The sequence below is a fragment of the Geodermatophilus sabuli genome, assembly GCF_900215145.1.
In the GTDB taxonomy this organism is placed as follows: domain Bacteria; phylum Actinomycetota; class Actinomycetes; order Mycobacteriales; family Geodermatophilaceae; genus Geodermatophilus; species Geodermatophilus sabuli.
The window spans coordinates 399518-412469 of sequence record NZ_OBDO01000002.1 but is presented as its reverse complement, the minus strand read 5'-3'; the positions used below and the strand labels follow the sequence as shown (position 1 = coordinate 412469).

Here is a 12952-nt window from a genome sequence, read left to right as displayed (position 1 = left end):
CGGGCCCGCTGCCGTCGTCAGCTGGTGACGCGGTCGCAGAACGCCAGCGCCCGCTCCCACAGCGCCTCGGCGGCGGTCGCGTCGAACTCCGCGGGGAGGCTCGGGTCGGTGAACAGGTGGCCGGCGACCGGGTACTCGACGAGCTCGACCTCTCCCCCGCCACTGCGCACCTCGGCCACGAAGGCGTCGAGCCACTCCTGGTGGCGGAACGGGTCGCGCTCGCCGTGGTGGATCTGCACGGGCACGCCGGCGGGCCACCCCGGGACGCCCATGACCGCGAGCGGCAACGCGCCGGAGAAGAGCAGCGCACCGGCGCAGCGCCGCTGCGTGGCCACGTACTCGGCCATCCCCGCGCCGTTGGAGAAGCCGGCCGCGACGAAGCCGTCGGGCAGCTCCCCGACGCCGTCCAGCGCGGCCTGCATGAGCGCCGGGAAGCCGACCTCCTCGACGTACGCGCTGGCCTCGGCGTAGTCGTCGAAGGCCCGCCCGCCGTACTGGTCGACGACGAGCACGTCGTGACCGGCGGCCCGCAGGCGGTCGGCGGCGTCGGTGATCCCGGGGCGGACGCCGAGGGCGGAGTGGAAGAGCGCGATCGTGGCCATGCCCCGGAGCCTGCCCGTTCCCTACGACACCGGGCGGTCCCGGCTCACTCCCACTCGATGGTGCCCGGCGGCTTGCTGGTGACGTCGAGGACGACCCGGTTGACCTCGGCCACCTCGTTGGTGATCCGGGTGGAGATCCGGGCCAGCACGTCGTAGGGCAGCCGGGTCCAGTCGGCGGTCATGGCGTCCTCGCTGGAGACCGGCCGCAGCACGACGGGGTGCCCGTACGTGCGTCCGTCGCCCTGGACGCCGACCGACCGGACGTCGGCCAGCAGCACCACGGGGCACTGCCAGATCTCGCGGTCCAGGCCCGCCGCGGTGAGCTCGGCGCGGGCGATCGCGTCGGCCTTGCGCAGCACGTCGAGCCGTTCCCGGGTGACCTCACCGACGATGCGGATGCCCAGCCCCGGGCCGGGGAACGGCTGCCGCCACACCAGCGACTCGGGCAGGCCGAGCTGCAGGCCCACCTCGCGGACCTCGTCCTTGAACAGCGTCCGCAGCGGCTCGACGAGGGTGAAGGTGAGGTCCTCGGGCAGCCCGCCGACGTTGTGGTGGCTCTTGATGTTCGCCGTCCCGGTGCCGCCGCCGGACTCGACGACGTCGGGGTACAGCGTCCCCTGCACGAGGAAGTCCACCGTCTCCCCGTGCGCCTCGGCATCGGCGACGACGTCGAGCGCGGCCCGCTCGAAGACGCGGATGAACTCCCGCCCGATGACCTTGCGCTTCTGCTCCGGGTCGCTCATCCCGGCCAGCGCGTCGAGGAACTGGTCACGGGCGTCGACCACCCGCAGATCGGCACCGGTCACGGCGACGAAGTCCCGCTCGATCTGCTCGGTCTCGCCCGCGCGCATCAGCCCGTGGTCGACGTAGACGCAGGTCAGCCGGTCCCCGATCGCACGCTGCACGAGCGCGGCGGCGACCGCGGAGTCCACGCCGCCGGACAGCGCGCACAGTGCCCGGCGGTCACCCACCTGGGCACGGATCCGCTCGACCTGCTCCTCGACGACGTTGGCCATCGTCCAGGTCGGCTCCAGCCCGGCGATGTCGAACAGGAAGTGCTCGAGCACCGTCTGCCCGTGCGCGGTGTGCCGCACCTCGGGGTGGAACTGGACGCCGGCGAGCTTGCGGTCGACGTCCTCGAAGGCCGCCACCGGCGCCCCCGTGGAGGTGGCGGTGACGGTGAACCCGGGGGGCGCGGTGCTGACGGCGTCCCCGTGGCTCATCCACACCGACTGCTCGACCGGCAGCGCGCCGAACAGCCGGCCCTGCGTGGTGACCGTCAGCGGGGTGCCGCCGTACTCGCGGTCGCCGGTGTGCGCGACCGTCCCGCCGAGGCTCTGCGCCATCGCCTGGAAGCCGTAGCAGATGCCGAACGCCGGGACGCCGGCCTCGAACAGCGTCGGGTCGACCTGCGGGGCACCCTCGGCGTAGACGCTCGACGGCCCACCGGACAGCACGATCGCCGCCGGCTTGCGGGCGACGATCTCCTCGGCCGGGACGTCGGAGGGCACGATCTCGGAGTAGACGCCGGCCTCGCGGATCCGGCGGGCGATCAGCTGCGCGTACTGGGCGCCGAAGTCGACGACCAGGACGGTCGGGAAGTCCATCAGTGGTCCTGCGTGGGGGACTCGTGGCCCCCGATGACCAGGTCGACCCGCTGGAACTCCTTGAGGTCGCGGTAGCCGGTCTTCGCCATGGTGCGCGCCAGCGCCCCGAACAGGTTGGTCCGCCCGTCGGCGGCCTCCGCCGGGCCGAGCAGCACCTGCTGCAGCGACCCCGCCGGGGACACCGCCGGCGACGCCCCGCCGCGCGGCAGCCGCGGGTGCGCGGCCACCGAGTCCCACCAGATGCCGCCGCCGGGCGCCTCGGCCGCGGTCCGCAGCGGCTCGCCCACCTGGACGGCGTCGGCACCGCAGGCGAGGGCGCGGGCGATGGCGCCGCTGGTCTCGATCCGGCCGTTGGCGATCACGTGCACGTACCGGCCGCCGGTCTCGTCCAGGTAGTCGCGGCGGGCCGCCGCGGCATCGACGATCGCGCTGGCCAGGGGCACCCGCACGCCCATCACGGTGTCACCGGTGGAGAAGCTGTCGGCGCCCACGCCGACGATCACACCGGCCGCGCCGGTGCGCATGAGGTGCAGCGCGGTCTGGTAGTTCGCCGCGCCACCGACGATCACCGGGACGTCGAGGTCGGCGATGAACTCCTTGAGGTTGAGCGCGTCGCCCTGGCTCGTCACGTGCTCCGCGGAGACGATCGTGCCCTGGATGACCAGCAGGTCCACGCCGGCCGCCAGCACCGCGGGCGCCAGCTGCTGGGTGTGCTGCGGGGAGACCCGGACCGCGGTGGTCACACCCGCGTCGCGCATCTCCTTGATCCGCGCGGTGATCAGGTCCGGCTTCACCGGCTCGCAGTACACGTCCTGCAGCACCGACACCGGCGGCGCGCCCTCGGGGGCGGCCTCGCGGATGCGGCGGTAGGCCGGGGTGGGGTCGTCGTACCGGGTCCACAGCCCCTCGGCGTTGAGCACGCCCAGGCCACCGGCCTGGCCGACGGCGATCGCCGTGGCCGGGCTGACGACGGCGTCCGAGGGGCTGGTCACCAGCGGGATGTCGAACCGGAAGGCGTCGATCTGCCAGGCGGTCGAGACGTCGTCGACGTCCCGGGTGCGCCGGGACGGCACGATCGAGACCTCGTCGAGGTCGTAGCCGCGGCGGGCGAAGCGGTTCAGCCCGATCTCGACGGTGTCACGCGTGGGCATTCCGGTCACCGACCCCGGTAGTTGGGTGCTTCGACTGTCATCTGGATGTCGTGCGGATGGCTCTCGACCAGCCCGGCGGAGGTGATACGGGTCAGCTGTCCGCGGTCCTGCAGGTCCTCGACGGTCTGCGCACCCGCGTAGCCCATCGAGGCGCGCAGGCCGCCGACGAGCTGGTGGGCCACGCCGGCCAGCGGGCCGCGGTAGGGCACCTGGCCCTCGATGCCCTCGGGGACGAGCTTGTCGTCGGAGAGGACGTCGTCGGCGAAGTAGCGGTCGCGGCTGTAGGACTGGTTGCCGCGCTTCTGCATCGCGCCCAGCGACCCCATGCCGCGGTAGGTCTTGTACTGCTTGCCGTTGACGAACACCAGCTCGCCGGGCGCCTCCTCGACGCCGGCGAACAGCCCGCCGATCATCACCGTGGACGCGCCCGCCACCAGGGCCTTGGCGATGTCGCCGGAGTACTGCAGCCCACCGTCGGCGATGACGGGGACGCCCGCCGGCCGGGCGGCGAGCGCGGCCTCGTAGATGGCGGTGACCTGCGGGACGCCGACGCCGGCGACCACCCGCGTGGTGCAGATCGAGCCCGGCCCGACGCCGACCTTGACCGCGTCCACCCCGGCGTCGATCAGCGCCTGCGCACCGGCGCGGGTGGCGACGTTGCCGCCCACCACCTGCACGCCGTGGCCGACGTTCGCGAAGTCCTCCTTGACGCGGGCGACCATGTCCAGCACCGCGCGCTGGTGACCGTGCGCAGTGTCGACGACGAGCACGTCCACCCCGGCGTCGACCAGGAGCCCGGCCCGCTTGTAGGCGTCCTCGCCGACGCCCAGCGCCGCACCGACCATCAGCCGGCCGTCGACGTCCTTGGTGGCGTTGGGGTACTGGTCGCGCTTGACGAAGTCCTTGACGGTGATCAGCCCGCGCAGCCGGCCGGCGTCGTCCACCAGCGGCAGCTTCTCGATCTTGTTCTTGCGCAGCAGGGCCAGCGCGGTGTCGGGGTCGACGCCCACCGGGGCGGTCACCAGCGGCATCGGCGTCATGACGTCCTGGACCAGCACCGACTGGTCGGTCTCGAACCGCATGTCGCGGTTGGTGACGATCCCCACCAGCACGCCGTCGGCGTCGACCACGGGGGCACCGGAGATGCGGTAGCGCGCCGACAGCGCGTCCACCTCGGCCAGCGTGTTGTCCGGCGAGCAGGTGACCGGGTTGGTCACCATGCCGGCCTCGGAGCGCTTCACGAGGTCGACCTGACCGGCCTGCTCCTCCGCGGCGAGGTTGCGGTGCAGGACGCCGATGCCGCCCGCGCGGGCCATGGCGATCGCCATCCGCGCCTCGGTGACGGTGTCCATCGCGCTGGAGACCAGCGGCACGGCCAGCCGGATCCCGCGCGTGAGCCGGCTGCTGGTGTCCACCTCGGCCGGGACGACGTCGGACGCACCGGGGATCAGCAGGACGTCGTCGTAGGTCAGCCCGAGCGGCGCGAACTTCGCCGGCAGCTCGGGAACGAACTCGTCGGGCTGCATCGAAGCCGCCACCCCTCCGGATCGGCCGGCGCCCTGGTGGGCGCGCGGGAGCCTCCTCCCGATCGTAGGCGGCGGGCCCGCGCGCTCGATGTGATGCCCGTCAGGCCACTACCGTGGAGGCCGTGAGTACGTGGGACGACGCCTCCGGGCCTGACTTCGGGCCCGCCGACCAGCCAGGTCCGCCGCCGCTGACCATGGAGGAGCGGGCCGGCGTCCTGGACGACCTCGCCGAACTGGAGGTGTTCCGCACCCTCCTGGAACCGACCGGCATCAAGGGCATCGTCGTGGACTGCCCCGACTGCGACGAGGAACACCACGTCGACTGGGCGCTCATGCAGGCCAACCTGCGCCAGCTCCTCGAGGAGGGGCAGACCGGCCGCCACGAGCCGCCGTTCGACCCCGACCCCGACGACTACGTCAGCTGGGACTACGCCAGCGGGTACGCCGACGGGATCGCGGCCATGGCCGAGCGCGAGGAGCCCGGCGGCACCGGCCGCGGCGGCAAGCACGCCCGCGACGACTGAGTCACTGCGGTTCTCCGGACCGCACCGCGGCCAGGTGCCGTTCCCGGCTCCCGTTGAGCCGCTGCCCGTGTCCCGATCGGGGACCCTCCGGGCCCCGCGATCGGTCGACCCGGCTGGCGGCCGTCCCCGGCCGAGCCTCCCAGGCGGGTCTGCGGCACTGCCGAAGACGACGAGAGCCCCCGACCTGTACGTCGGGGGCTCTCGTCATCGCGCGGTCGGGACCGACCGCGACGTCACTGCATCATGCCGCGGCGGAAGCCGGTGGCCACCGCCTCGGCGCGGTCCTTCGCGCCCAGCTTGCGGAACAGCCGGCGGGCGTGGGTCTTGATGGTGTCCTCGGACAGGTAGAGCTCCCGGCCGATCTGGGCGTTGCTCTTGCCCTGGCTCATGCCGGTGAGCACCTGCATCTCGCGCATCGACAGGCTGACCGGGGCGGGCTCGCGCACGGTCGAGCGCACCGTCGTGGGGGTGGCCCCGGCAAGCGGGGTGGCACCGCTCCACGCGGGGGCTCCGGTGGCCGCGCCGACCGAGGCCAACGGCACCGGCTGGTGCGGGATGGCGGGCGCCGCACCCCGACCGTCGACCCGCAGGCCGACCCGGGACAGCCCCAGGCCCATCTCCAGGGCCGTGGCGTCCCAGCGCAGGTAGCCGCGCGCACCGACGGCGACCGCGGCCCGCACGCTCTCGGCGTCGTCCGGCGCGCCCAGCACGAGGACGGGCAGCCGGGGGTGCGCACGCAGCGCCTGGGTGGCGACGGTCAGGCCGGAGTCCAGCGCCCGCTGGGTGCCGACGAGCAGCACGTCGGGCAGCCGGGTGGCCAGCCGGGACATGAGGGCGGCGGCGTCGCCCACGACCTCCACCCGCCCCACGAACGGCAGCGCCACCAGCCGGCCCGCGATGTCGTCGCGGACCCGCCGACGCTCGTCGTAGACCCACACGGTCGTCGTCCCGTGGCCCGGGCCGCGCATCCTGTCGTCGATCACGCCTGCTCCTCGCTCTCCCGGCCGCACGGTGCCGGCCGGGTCCCACCGCCCGGATCCCCCGGCCGGGTGTCGCTCGGGCGGGAGACCCCACCCGGGGACCCCGCCGTCGCTGTCGGTCGAACCGGTGCTCCGCGGGGTGTCCCACGCCGGAGTTCGGCACGACCTGCAGCCACCTTGATCGAGCACGGGGAATGGCGACAGCGCCTCTCACCCAGCGGGGGGAGACGGGAGCCGTGAAAATGCGGGGTCCGGGTGTGTTTGACCCGCGGAGGCCTCGGGCACCGGGCCCCATGCAGCCGGACCGCCCCCTCCGGCTCGCACCGAGCCGAGGAGGACCTTCATGGCCGACATCCGCCGACTCCCCACCCCCGTTGCCGAGGTCTGGGACTGGCAGTTGCACGGAGCCTGCCGTGGCGAGAGCACGGCCCTGTTCTTCCACCCCGACGGTGAGCGCGGCCCCGCCCGGGCCCGGCGTCAGGCGGCCGCGAAGGCCGTGTGCGCCGGCTGCCCCGTCATCGACGCGTGCCTGAAGCACGCCCTGTCGGTCCGCGAGCCGTACGGCGTGTGGGGCGGCATGAGCGAGGAGGAGCGCGCCCGGCTCATCGCCGCGGAGCCGGCCGCGGTCGCCGCCGGGGTCTGACCGAAGGACCTCCCTGCGGGGAGGCCACCAGAGACGCCGAGAGGGCCGGTCCAGCAGTTGCTGGACCGGCCCTCTCGGCGTGTGCGGGCGCTCTCAGGTGTTGATCATCGGCATGTGGCTGCTGGACACGCCGGCGCGCCCCGCCACATGCCGATGATCAACACAGGCGCGTCGGGCTCAGTGGCTGTGCCCGTGGCCGTGCGAGTGACCGTGGGTGTGGTGCCCGGCGCCGGCGTGGTCGTGCGCCTCCTCGGGAGCCTCGACGACGGCGGAGTCGGTGGTCAGCACCATCGCGGCGATCGAGACGGCGTTGCCGAGGGCGGCCTTGGTGACCTTGACCGGGTCGATGACGCCCTGGGCGGCCAGGTCGCCGTACTCGCCGGTCGCGGCGTTGAAGCCCGTGCCCTTGCCGGCCTCACGCACCTTGGCGACGACGACCCGCCCCTCGAACCCGGCGTTCTCGGCGATCCGCACCAGCGGCGCGTCGAGGGCCGAGCGGACGGCGCGGGCGCCGGTCAGCTCGTCACCGGAGAGGCCGAGGGAGTCGATCGCGGCGGCCGCGTGCACCAGCGCCGAACCACCACCGGGGACGACGCCCTCCTCCACCGCGGCCCGGGTGGCGGAGATGGCGTCCTCGATGCGGTGCTTCTTCTCCTTCATCTCGACCTCGGTGGCCGCGCCGACGCGGATCACGCCGATGCCGCCGGCGAGCTTGGCCAGCCGCTCCTGCAGCTTCTCGCGGTCCCAGTCGGAGTCGGTCGCCTCGATCTCGCGCCGGATCTGGGCGACCCGGTCACCGATGGCCTGCGACGTGCCGCCGCCGTCCACGATCGTGGTGTTGTCCTTGTCGACGGTGACCCGGCGGGCGGTGCCGAGGACCTCGAGGCCGACCTGGTCGAGCTTGAGGCCGACGTCCTCGCTGACCACCTGACCGCCGGTGACGACGGCGAGGTCGGTCATGAACGCCTTGCGGCGGTCGCCGAAGTACGGCGACTTCACGGCGACGACCTTGATCGTCTTCCGGATGGAGTTGACGACGAGGGTGGACAGCGCCTCGCCCTCGACGTCCTCGGCGACGATGAGCAGCGGCCGGGCACCGGTGGACAGCACCTTCTCCAGCAGCGGCAGCAGGTCGGCCAGGGCGCTGATCTTGCCGCTGACCAGCAGGACGAGGGCGTCGTCGAGGACGGCCTCCATCGCCTCCTGGTCGGTGACGAAGTAGGGCGACAGGTAGCCCTTGTCGAACTGCACGCCCTCGGTCACGTCGAGCTCGGTGGAGAGGGTGTTGCTCTCCTCGACGGTGATGACGCCGTCCTTGCCGACCTTCTCCATCGCCTCGCCGATGAGCCGGCCGACCTCGGCGTCCTGCGCGGAGATCGTCGCGACACCGGCGATGGAGGCCTGGTCGGAGACCGGGATGGCCACCTCGTCGAGGGCCTTCGAGACGGCCTCGGCGGCGGCGCGCATGCCGGTGCCCAGCGCCATCGGGCCGGCGCCCGCGGCGACGTTGCGCATGCCCTCGTGGACCAGGGCCTGCGCCAGCACCGTGGCGGTGGTGGTGCCGTCACCGGCGACGTCGTTGGTCTTGGTGGCGACGTTCTTGGCCAGCTGGGCGCCGAGGTTCTCGTACGGGTCCTCGAGGTCGACCTCGCGGGCGATGGTGACGCCGTCGTTGGTGATGGTGGGCGCGCCGAACTTCTTGTCGAGGACGACGTTGCGACCACGCGGGCCGAGGGTCACCTTGACCGCGTCGGCCAGCTTGTCCACACCACGCTCGAGCGCGCGGCGGGCGTCCTCGTTGAACTTGATGATCTTGGCCATGGGCCCTTCCGATCAGTCAGTGCAGGGCGAAAGACGACCGCCCCGGGACCCGAGTTCGGGTCGCCCGGGGCGGTCGGAGGCCCCTTGCAGAGCGCGGGTGCGGCCCCGTCCAGGGCACCGCCCCCGAGCCCGCGAGGGGTGGGGAGGACGGGGTCCTCTTACTTCTCCACGACGGCGAGCAGGTCGCGGGCGGAGAGCACGAGGTACTCCTCGCCGGCGTACTTGACCTCGGTGCCGCCGTACTTGGAGTAGATGACCACGTCGCCGACCTTGACGTCGAGCGGGACGCGGTTGCCGTTGTCGTCGACGCGGCCGGGGCCCACGGCGACGACGGTGCCCTCCTGGGGCTTCTCCTTGGCGGTGTCCGGGATGACCAGGCCGGAGGCGGTCGTGGTCTCGGCCTCGTTGGCCTGGACCACGACGCGGTCCTCCAGCGGCTTGATGGTGACCTTGGTAGCGGTCGTCACGTCGGTGACGCCCCCTTCGGTGTCGGACGGCTGGTGGGTTGGTGCTGATGCTGTGGCACGGGGCCCGGCCTGCCGTCGCGGGGGTCAGGCGCCTGCCCGTGTCGATTGGCACTCTACCCAGGGGAGTGCCAGCCACTCAACCGGGTCCCCGGACCGGGCGACGCACCGGTGCGGCACGCTGTCGTCGTGCCCGTCGAGCCCGCTCCGGACGCGCTCGCGCAGCTCAGATGGCTGCGGACCCCGGAGGGCGCCGCCGCGGCCGCCCGGGCGGCGCAGCTGCTGGCCGGTGGCGCGGACCTGCTGACCGGTCTCGGACGGCTGCGCGCCGAGGTCGGTGCGGAGCACGCCGGCCCGGCGTGGGAGCTGGCCCGGCTGCGGGCGCGGGCGCGACCGGTGTTCGGCGCTGACGCCGACGTCCTGTTCCTCACCGCGGACACCCTGGAGCAGGCCGGCCGGCCCGCGCTGGCGGCCCGGCGGGCGGAGCGGCTGCTGGACGGGGCGGCGCACCCGGCCGCGGACCTGGGCTGCGCGTCCGGCACCGACACCGTGGCGCTCGCCCGGGCCGGCGCCCCTGTGGTCGCCGTCGACCGGGATCCGCTGGCCCGGGAGCTGACCGCCGCCAACGCCGCCGCGCTGGGCGTCGCCGACCGGGTCACGGTGGTCGACGCCGACGTCGTCGACCTGGTGGCCCGTGCCGGCGACGGCGCGGTGGCCGGGTGCACCGCCGCCGTCCTGGACCCCGCCCGGCGGGCGGCCGGACGGCGGCAACTGGACCCCGACCGGTGGTCGCCGCCGTGGTCGGCGGTGACCACCCTGCTCGACGCCGTGCCCCACGCGGTGGTGAAGGTGGCGCCCGGTCTGGAGCACGACCGGGTGCCGGCCGGCGTCGAGGCGGAGTGGGTGTCGGCCGGCGGCTCGATCGTCGAGGCGCTGCTCTGGGGACGGGCGGTGTCGACGACGTGGCGCCGCGCCGCGCTCGTGCACGGCGCCGAGGTGCTCGAGCTGACCGCGGACACCGACCCCGGCCCCGCCCCGGTGGGCCCGGTGCGCGGCTGGCTGCACGAACCGGACCCGGCGGTGATCCGGTCGGGGCTGGTGTCGCTGGTCGGCGCCAACCTGGGCGCCACGCTGGTCGACCCGACGATCGCCTACCTGACCTCGGACTCCCCCGCCGGCTCCCCGTGGGTCTCCTCGTACCGGGTCGACGAGGTGCTGCCGTTCAACCTCAAGAAGCTCAGGGCGCTGCTGCGGGCCCGCGGGGTCGGGCGGGTGGTCGTGAAGAAGCGGGGGTCACCGATCGAGCCGGAGCAGCTGGCCCGGCAGCTGCGCGGACCGGGCGACGGGACGGCGGTCGTCGTCGTCACCCGGGTCGGCGGCCGCCCCACCGCCCTGGTGTGCGACGTGCCCTGAGGGGCAGGAATGGCCATTTCTGCCCCTCAGGGGCTCAGCGGGTGACGACGTCGATCGGCAGGGAGCTGTCCGCGCCGATGTCCGGGGCCGACGGCGCGACCCCCGCAGCCACCAGCCGGGAGCCCAGCGCGGCCACCATCGCGCCGTTGTCGGTGCACAGCCGGGGGCTGGGCACCCGCAGCACGATGCCGGCCCTCGCGCAGCGTTCCTCGGCCAGCGCGCGCAGCCGGGAGTTGGCCGCGACCCCACCGCCGAGCACCAGGTGGTCGACGCCGTGGTCCTTGCAGGCGCGGACGGCCTTCCTCGTCAGCACGTCGGCGACCGCCTCCTGGAACGACGCTGCGACGTCGGCGACCGGCACCGGCTCCCCCGCCCGCTGACGGGCCTCCACCCACCGGGCGACGGCGGTCTTCAGGCCCGAGAACGAGAAGTCGTAGGGGGCGTCGCGGGGGCCGGTGAGCCCGCGCGGGAAGTCGATGGCCGCGGGGTCACCCTCGCGCGCGGCCCGGTCGATCGGCGGCCCGCCGGGGAACGGCAGGCCGAGCACGCGGGCCACCTTGTCGAAGGCCTCGCCGGCCGCGTCGTCGATGGTGCGGCCCAGCGACTGCACCTCACGGGCGAGGTCCGGCACCAGCAGCAGCGAGCTGTGCCCGCCGGAGACCAGCAGCGCCATCGACGGCTCGGCCAGGCGGCCGTGCTGCAGCTCGTCGACGGCGACGTGCGCGGCCAGGTGGTTGACGCCGTACAGCGGCTTGCCCAGCGCCAGGGCGTAGGCCTTGGCGGCGGCCAGCCCGACCAGCAGCGCGCCGGTGAGCCCCGGCCCGGCGGTCACCGCGACGGCGTCGACGTCGGAGGCATGCACGCCCGCCTCGGCCAGGGCGCGGTGCACGGTGGGCACCATCGCCTCCAGGTGCGCCCGGGAGGCGATCTCCGGCACGACCCCGCCGAAGCGCTCGTGCTCGGCCATCGACGTGGCCAGGGCGTCGGACAGCAGCGTCTGCCCGCGGACCAGGCCGACGCCGGTCTCGTCGCACGAGGTCTCGAACCCCAGTACGAGCGGCTCACTCACAGCTTCTCCCGTTTCATCACCACGGCGTCCGCGCCGCTCGGTTGGTAGTAGCCCCTGCGTCGGCCGACCTCGGTGAACCCGCGGCGCCGGTAGAGGCCCTGGGCGACCTCGTTGTCGGCCCGCACCTCGAGCAGCACCACCGGGCTGCGCCGGTCGGCCTCGGCGAGCAACGCGTCCAGCAGCTGCGCCCCGATGCCCTCGCCCTGCCGGTCGCCGGCCACCCCGATGGTGGCCACGTGCGCCTCGTCGTCGTAGGCGATGAGCCCCGCGTAGCCGACGACGCGGTCGCCGTCCTCGGCCACCAGGTAGTGACGGGTGTCGGTGCGGGAGAGCTCGTCGCGGTACATCGCCGCCGTCCACGTGTCGGGGGCGAACAGCTCCTCCTCCAGCTGCAGGACGGCCTCGAGATCGCCGAGCCGCATGGGTCGCAGCCGCGCGCTCATGCGCTCGTCGCGGGCTTGAAGGAGGTCGGCGGGACGGCGTCGGGGCGGCGCAGGTACAGCGGCACCAGCGCGGGGTGGGTGGTGGACGACAGGGCCGACGGGTCGACGAGCTGCGCGGCCGCGGCCCGGAGCAGCCCCGCCGTCGTCACGTCGGCCGGGGTGACCGGCGCGCCCAGCCGCTCGGCGAACCGCGGGTCGCCGACCACCGGCCCCTGGACGGCGAGCTCCTCGGGGCGCACCACGCCAGGCCCGTCGGTGCGCGCGCCGTCGGCGCCGTAGGCGGCCCAGTAGACCTCCTTGCGCCGCGCGTCGGTGACCACGGTGCGGGCCCCGGACCCGACCGCGTCGAGCGAGCAGACGCCGACGGCGGGCACCCCGCGGGCGTCGGCCAGGGCGGCGGCGGTGACCACGCCGACCCGCAGCCCGGTGAACGGCCCGGGCCCCAGTCCGGTCACCACGGCGTCGAGGTCGGTCACCGCGCGGCCGGCCTCGGCCAGCACCTCGGTGACCGCGACGGTGAGCAGCTCGGCGTGCCGGTTCCCGGAGGGCACCGTGCGCTCGGCCAGCACCTCCGGTCCGCCGTCCGGGGACCACCGGGCGAGACCGGCGACAAGCGTCGGCGTGGCGGTGTCGAGGGCGAGGACCAGCACGACTCCTCAGCGTAGGTGAGCGCCGGCAGGCACCTCGGGGCCGATCGCCGGCCCCGGAG

Annotated in this window: 13 protein-coding genes; 3 read left to right on the top strand and 10 right to left on the bottom strand. The window is 74.3% G+C overall.

Annotated features, from left to right (window positions below):
• Positions 1 to 17: 17 nt before the first annotated feature.
• From CRP39_RS07630 to guaB, 4 genes are read right to left on the bottom strand one after another with little or no spacing between them, the layout of a single operon-like run.
• On the bottom strand, positions 18 to 602 hold the full coding sequence (locus tag CRP39_RS07630) for a dienelactone hydrolase family protein (RefSeq protein WP_097205747.1): 585 nt from the start codon (positions 600 to 602) through the stop codon (positions 18 to 20).
• Between the two features lie 44 nt (positions 603 to 646).
• Complete coding sequence (gene guaA, locus CRP39_RS07625; RefSeq protein ID WP_097205746.1) at positions 647 to 2209, bottom strand: glutamine-hydrolyzing GMP synthase; 1563 nt, start codon at positions 2207 to 2209, stop codon at positions 647 to 649.
• Positions 2209 to 3360, bottom strand: coding sequence for a GuaB3 family IMP dehydrogenase-related protein (locus CRP39_RS07620; protein ID WP_097205745.1), 1152 nt, complete (start codon positions 3358 to 3360; stop codon positions 2209 to 2211). The genes guaA and CRP39_RS07620 overlap by 1 nt, the downstream gene beginning before the upstream one ends.
• Before the next feature lie 5 nt (positions 3361 to 3365).
• The gene (gene guaB / locus CRP39_RS07615) at positions 3366 to 4886 is read right to left on the bottom strand and encodes an IMP dehydrogenase (RefSeq protein ID WP_097205744.1); all 1521 of its coding nucleotides are present in this window, start codon (positions 4884 to 4886) and stop codon (positions 3366 to 3368) included.
• Between the two features lie 122 nt (positions 4887 to 5008).
• Here guaB and CRP39_RS07610 point away from each other — a divergent pair, with 122 nt between their 5' ends.
• Positions 5009 to 5410, top strand: coding sequence for a DUF5319 family protein (locus CRP39_RS07610; RefSeq protein ID WP_097205886.1), 402 nt, complete (start codon positions 5009 to 5011; stop codon positions 5408 to 5410).
• Positions 5411 to 5643: 233 nt separating this feature from the next.
• Here CRP39_RS07610 and CRP39_RS07605 read toward each other — a convergent pair whose 3' ends face one another.
• Complete coding sequence (locus tag CRP39_RS07605) at positions 5644 to 6393, bottom strand: LuxR family transcriptional regulator (RefSeq protein ID WP_097205743.1); 750 nt, start codon at positions 6391 to 6393, stop codon at positions 5644 to 5646.
• 340 nt (positions 6394 to 6733) lie between these two features.
• Here CRP39_RS07605 and CRP39_RS07600 point away from each other — a divergent pair, with 340 nt between their 5' ends.
• Positions 6734 to 7033 (top strand): WhiB family transcriptional regulator, encoded by a 300-nt coding sequence (locus CRP39_RS07600; RefSeq protein WP_097205742.1) that lies wholly within the window; start codon positions 6734 to 6736, stop codon positions 7031 to 7033.
• 177 nt (positions 7034 to 7210) lie between these two features.
• On the opposite strand, the gene groL is transcribed toward CRP39_RS07600, so the two are convergent.
• Together groL and groES are read right to left on the bottom strand one after the other, a co-directional pair.
• Entirely contained in the window at positions 7211 to 8854 is a 1644-nt protein-coding gene (gene groL / locus CRP39_RS07595; RefSeq protein WP_097205741.1) for a chaperonin GroEL, read from the bottom strand.
• 158 nt (positions 8855 to 9012) lie between these two features.
• Entirely contained in the window at positions 9013 to 9321 is a 309-nt protein-coding gene (gene groES / locus CRP39_RS07590; protein WP_097205740.1) for a co-chaperone GroES, read from the bottom strand.
• A 186-nt stretch (positions 9322 to 9507) separates the two neighbouring features.
• On the opposite strand from groES, the gene CRP39_RS07585 reads away from it, so the two are divergent.
• Positions 9508 to 10731 (top strand): class I SAM-dependent methyltransferase, encoded by a 1224-nt coding sequence (locus CRP39_RS07585; protein WP_097205885.1) that lies wholly within the window; start codon positions 9508 to 9510, stop codon positions 10729 to 10731.
• 34 nt (positions 10732 to 10765) lie between these two features.
• Here the strand turns inward: CRP39_RS07585 and tsaD are convergent, their stop codons facing one another.
• From tsaD to tsaB, 3 genes are read right to left on the bottom strand one after another with little or no spacing between them, the layout of a single operon-like run.
• Positions 10766 to 11800 carry a tRNA (adenosine(37)-N6)-threonylcarbamoyltransferase complex transferase subunit TsaD gene (gene tsaD, locus CRP39_RS07580; RefSeq protein ID WP_097205739.1) on the bottom strand — a complete coding sequence of 345 codons (1035 nt, stop codon included), beginning with the start codon at positions 11798 to 11800 and terminating at the stop codon, positions 10766 to 10768.
• Entirely contained in the window at positions 11797 to 12243 is a 447-nt protein-coding gene (gene rimI / locus CRP39_RS07575) for a ribosomal protein S18-alanine N-acetyltransferase (protein ID WP_097205738.1), read from the bottom strand. The genes tsaD and rimI overlap by 4 nt, the downstream gene beginning before the upstream one ends.
• On the bottom strand, positions 12240 to 12893 hold the full coding sequence (gene tsaB / locus CRP39_RS07570) for a tRNA (adenosine(37)-N6)-threonylcarbamoyltransferase complex dimerization subunit type 1 TsaB (protein WP_097205737.1): 654 nt from the start codon (positions 12891 to 12893) through the stop codon (positions 12240 to 12242). Before tsaB ends, rimI begins: the two co-directional genes overlap by 4 nt.
• Positions 12894 to 12952: the final 59 nt, after the last annotated feature.